Raw genomic sequence first — 4,702 nt, forward strand, 5'->3', positions numbered from 1 at the left:
GGTGAGCCGGCGACAACGGGTTCGTCGATGGACGCCTCCTCCTTGGCGTCGCGCAGCTCCGGAATCGACCCTTCGGGCCGCCCGCCGGAGACGAGATGGTTCCGCAGATGGTTGTAGACGGCCTCACGGTCCCCGTCGGGGATCGAGCTGTCGGCCCGGTTGAGGGTGTGAATCCCGGACAGGCAGGCGGTGATGTTCGCGGCGCCAACCTCGCCGTCCTGGGTGACACTGTGGTGAACGAGGCGGTAGCTGCCCTTGACGGTTGGGCTTCCCGACGGGTCGACCCAGGCGTGGGCCTCTCGGAGGATGCCTTCGTCGCCGGGCAGGTTACGGCGGGCCTCGTCGGCGTTCCACTCGCCGTCAGTGGTCCTGCTGTTGTGGCTGCGGATCGCCCCGGCGACCAGCGGCTCGTCGGTGACGGTCACTGTGTGTCTCCTTGCTGTGCGGGTGGTGTCCAGACGAGGACCATGTCGCAGGAGCAACCTTTGTGATCTCCCGGCCGCATGTGGCTGCCCATGAAGTCGGCGCCCTCCGGTGCGCGCAGGGTGTCGTCGTCCCAGCTGTCGAAGAACCTGCGGTCGAGGGCAAGATGTGGTTCGAACGCCCGTTCGGAGAAGCCGTGGATCCACTGGTACCGCTCCACGTCCGCGCCGCGACTCTCCGCGAACTCTTTGATCGTGGTCCCGGTACCGATCCCGCCGAAATGCTCGGACCGGTCGACCGGCAGCAGCGTCTCCGTGTTGATCCCCTGCGAAGTGGGGCCGTTGAATCCGCCAGCCACCGCGATAGCCGCCCGGGCCACAGACGGGGACACCAGCCGGCCGGCGGCGATCGCCTCCGACGGGTCCATCAGCAGCGCTGCCCGTGTGACGTCCGTCAGCCGTTCGGAGAGAAACAGCCAGCCGGCAGCCCGGTCCGCGCGGAACCGTCCGTCCAACACCGCGAACGCCTCGTTGACGTCCATGCCAACCAGCCGGGCGGCCTGCCGCAGCGCGAAGTCCGATGCGGCGGTCACATACCGGCCCCACAGCGTCTGCAGCTCGGCGAGGACAGTGGCGAGCAGGCTGGCCTCATCGACGTCGTCGATTGCGGCGACGAGTACAGGTCCGAGGCGGGCCGGTACCGCCCAGGTGGGGATGTCGGCGACAGCGGCGGCAACAGTGGCGTCACGTTTGCCCTTGGACACGATCCGGGAACCGGCCCGTTCCAAAGCCCGTTTCACCGACGCCTCAGCAGCACCGCGTACCCGCTCTCGCAGCTGTGTGTCAGTGGCGGCCAGTCGTTGGGAGAGGGCGAGTGCCTCGTCGGCGGTGATCTGACCGGCGGCGACGAGGGGTGTTGGGGTGGCGATCGCAAGCCGGCGGCCTTGGGCGTCGAGTACACGGCGGCGCATGGCGGCGGCGTCGGGCAGGTCGTCGGCCGGTTCGTCGGGTGGGGTTCCTCCGTTCGGCGGCCCGTCTCCTTCGTCGATGGGTTCGGCGTCGACAACCTCGTCATCGGACGGCGGCGCGGGTTCGACCGCGGGCGCTGGTTCGGGGATCGGCTGGCCGGTGAGGATCGCGAGCGTGGTCGGCTGGTCGAACAGGCCCTTCAGTGCGGCGCGGCGCAGTGTTTCTTCTTCGTCGGGGGCTTCTTCGTCGCGGAAGCCGATGTGGTCGCGGTAGGCGGCGCCGGACAGTTCCAAACGTTCGTAGGCGTCGGCTGCGGCTTGGGAGCGGTCGGGTTTGACGATGACACCGGTCGGGTCGTACCAGATGACCATCCGCGACAGGACGTCGTCGGGTACCCCAGCCTCGGCCAGATACGGCCGGTAGAACGCCCGGGTCCACGCTTCGGCGATGTCCTGCACGCCGGGTTCGAGGTGGTCCCGCCACATCGAATCCGTGATCATCCAGGCGGTCCAGTGGTTCGACGCCGAACCCAACCCGGACATGATCTCGGGTGGCAGGTCGAGGGTGCTAGCGAGCCGGCCCAAAGCCTCGGCCCGCTTCTGCGCCGATTCGGATTCGGGTCGGGCGAGGGTGATGTGCTTGATCGCGGCAATGTCCTGGGCGGACCCTGACAGCAGGAACGGCAAGGCGGCGGCGGCCGACCCGGGGTCGCGGATCGCCTCGGTGCCACCGGCGATCAGATCGGCCATGAACGGGTCGTCTTCCAGGCTGCCGGTACCAGCATCGGTTCTGCTGATGACCTGCATGCTGTCCGGGATGGCCAGGATGCCGTTCAGAGCGACACGGCTCGTAGCAGACGCGCGGATGTCCTTGCCGAGGACGACCAGCTCTTCCAGGCAGGTTTCGATCGCGACACGGACAGCCGAGTCGGCGAGCATCCGGAACTGCGGGTCATAGGTCCACAGGCGGGCGGCAAAGTCACCGGGTCCGAGACTGATGCCGTTACGGTCGCCCGGGTACTGCAGGATGAACGGCCGGCCGTCCTTCACCCCCATTTCGGAGATGGATCGGACCTCCCACACCTCACCGGAACCGGCTTCACCTGTTTCCTGGCGGCCGACAAGGTAGCATTCCCCGGCGATACCCAGGTTTTCCATGGTGTCGCGGGCGAGGATCGACCGGGCGTCGGAGCCACCGAGGCGGCTCAGGGCTTCGTGGGCGGCGTCGGCATAGCCGGCCTGGTCGGAGTCCTCGATCGGGACTGGTTTCGGTTCCCCGTCCATGTACACGGCGGGGACGAACACGGTTTTCCGTGCCGCGTTCCCCCGAAACTTGTTCGCATAGCGCAGCTCACCGACCTGCCCGTAGTAGTCCCATGCTTGGGCCTGCCAGGGCCGGCGGACACCGATGATCAGCGGGGTGGCTGCGTCCCGGCGGGACAGGTCGAGCCGTTGCGCGGATGCAGTGAGGGTCTGCCGATGGTGAGGTGTGTGTACCCGCCCTGACCATGGTTCGGGCTGGTTGCGGCGGCGGATGAGGGCGGGCATCGGCTCAGTGCTCCCGGTCCGAGAACCAGCCGGTCACGGCGGAGAAGACGAGCGCGGTGACGACCAACGACCAGGCGAATGGGACGAAATAGGTCAGCAGGGTGACACCAGCACCCACCCAGATGGACAGGCACCACGGGCAGGTCACCAGTTCCAGCAGCCAGCCACCCGAATACCGCTTGTGCGCCCACGCTCGCGGCCGGCTGGTGATGGTGTCCCGCTGCACCAGGCGGATCAGCCGGTAGGTGGCGAGCGCGTCCAGCAGCAGCCAGACGGACGGCGACCAGTGGCCCCAGGACGTCACGCTGGGATGTCCAGCGGCTTCAGGTCCCGCTCGTCGCGGGAGAGCAGGTCACCGAACTGGCAGCGGCAGCCCTCAAACCGGGTGGCGGCGAGTGTCTCCCCGTCGCCGGTGGTCAGCGTCCACGGGCCCTGCCGGGGCTGCTCGTCTGCGTTGGTGACGAGCCCTTTCCACAGTGGATGCGGGTTGTTCGGCGCGTACACAGCCGCCCGCCCCGCCCTGTCGACGAGAAGTCGTGCGGGCCCTGTCGAATAGCCGCCGGGGAGAGTTACCTGTACGACCGGATCCAACGCCAGCATTGACCACCCACCGCATCTGTCCGTGTCCCACCTATACGGAGGCTAGCAGGCGGATACCGGTTTTCATTACGGCTGGTGGTGTAGGTCAGCGCCATCGCCTTGCGTCGGGGGAAGGGACCCGCCGGGCCAGTGTTGCGGATTCAAACGTAGAATAGGGGTGTGGGTAAAGAGCATTCACCGGAGACGGTGAGACTTGTAACCAGGCTGCGTTCCGTCCGCGAACGGAAACGGCTCACACAGGATCAAGTTGCCGCGGCGGCTGGCATGTCCCGGCCCACGCTGACCCTGATCGAAGCCGGCCGGCGGTCTCGTGGGGTGACCCTCGACGAGGCTGCCGGGCTGTGCCGGGTGTTGGGTGTGGACCTGTGCGACATGCTGGGGGAGGCGCCTGTGGTGGTGCAGGTCGACACGGTGCCCTGAAACGGCGAAACCCCAGCGCATGGCGGGGGATTGGGTCGGGACGGTCAGCCTTCATAGGCAAGGTCTGCAAGGAAGGTGTCGTAGAACGCCGGGTCGAAGTCTCGTGCGACACGGGACTTCGCCTCCCGTACGGAAGCCAGCCCGGCGACCCGCTCGGATGCGTCCTGCCCGAGCGAGATCAGCGCCGCCTGCGGGGCTTCCAACTCGCGGCGCAGCGGCCCCCGCGCCCCGGCGGGGGCGGTCAGGATCCGCCGGGACAGGTCTTCGGTGCGTCGGCCGGCCTGCGTCAGCACTTCGACGATGACTGCCTGGTCGATGCTGTCGACCAGCGGGAGGTTGATCCTCGGTGGTGGTGTGCGGCGCTGGCTGGTCTCCAGCTGCGCGGTCCGCACCGTCCTGGTGATCATCCGCGCCATGTGGTGCGGGCTCACCTCGTCCCGCTCGCCGTGGATGAGCAGGGTGGGCAGGTCGGGCAACGCCCTCGGCGGCAGCTCCGCCGGCATCTCGCCGGCGAACGGACGGTGCAGCAGCGGCAGACCGAGCAGGACGAGGGCATCCGGCCGCAGGGCGGGCGATCCTGCCAGCGACAGCGCCCGCAGCGCTCCGGTGTCCGAACCGAACAGGACGAAAGGCACGTCCGGCCGCCGCGCCTCGGCGAGCGCGACGGTGACATGTTCCCCCGTGGCAAGTCCCGCCGCGAGGTAGGTGACGTCGTAGCCGTCCGCCTGGCGGTCGACGGCTACG

Annotated in this window: 6 protein-coding genes; 1 reads left to right on the forward strand and 5 read right to left on the reverse strand. The window is 68.3% G+C overall.

All coding sequences use genetic code 11. The features are described 5' to 3' along the window. The 4 genes from FDN03_RS15925 to FDN03_RS15940 all read right to left on the reverse strand — a co-directional run. Window positions 1-425, reverse strand: a 425-nt coding sequence (locus FDN03_RS15925) for a hypothetical protein (protein ID WP_138178573.1), incomplete at its 3' end; no start/stop codon positions are given. Next, a complete protein-coding gene (locus FDN03_RS15930; protein ID WP_138178574.1) occupies window positions 422-2,938 on the reverse strand; it encodes a hypothetical protein in 2,517 nt (838 codons plus the stop codon). The genes FDN03_RS15930 and FDN03_RS15925, both read right to left, overlap by 4 nt. A gap of 4 nt (window positions 2,939-2,942) precedes the next feature. Next, window positions 2,943-3,242 (reverse strand): DUF1360 domain-containing protein, encoded by a 300-nt coding sequence (locus FDN03_RS15935; RefSeq protein ID WP_138178575.1) that lies wholly within the window; start codon window positions 3,240-3,242, stop codon window positions 2,943-2,945. Next, a complete protein-coding gene (locus tag FDN03_RS15940) occupies window positions 3,239-3,442 on the reverse strand; it encodes a hypothetical protein (protein WP_138178576.1) in 204 nt (67 codons plus the stop codon). Before FDN03_RS15940 ends, FDN03_RS15935 begins: the two co-directional genes overlap by 4 nt. A 255-nt stretch (window positions 3,443-3,697) precedes the next feature. Between FDN03_RS15940 and FDN03_RS15945 the strand changes: the two genes are divergently transcribed. After that, entirely contained in the window at window positions 3,698-3,958 is a 261-nt protein-coding gene (locus tag FDN03_RS15945) for a helix-turn-helix transcriptional regulator (RefSeq protein WP_138178577.1), read from the forward strand. 44 nt (window positions 3,959-4,002) lie between these two features. Here FDN03_RS15945 and FDN03_RS16630 read toward each other — a convergent pair. After that, the coding region (locus FDN03_RS16630) for a hypothetical protein (RefSeq protein ID WP_212743931.1) at window positions 4,003-4,702 on the reverse strand (700 nt) is incomplete at its 5' end.

It is taken from the genome of Glutamicibacter sp. V16R2B1 (assembly GCF_005774635.1).
GTDB classification, from domain to species: domain Bacteria; phylum Actinomycetota; class Actinomycetes; order Actinomycetales; family Micrococcaceae; genus Glutamicibacter; species Glutamicibacter creatinolyticus.

Bases quoted from the DNA above. Each gene is read 5' to 3' on its own strand.
- FDN03_RS15930 (WP_138178574.1), bottom strand. From the start codon at position 2,938: ATGCCCGCCCTCATCCGCCGCCGCAACCAGCCCGAACCATGGTCAGGG.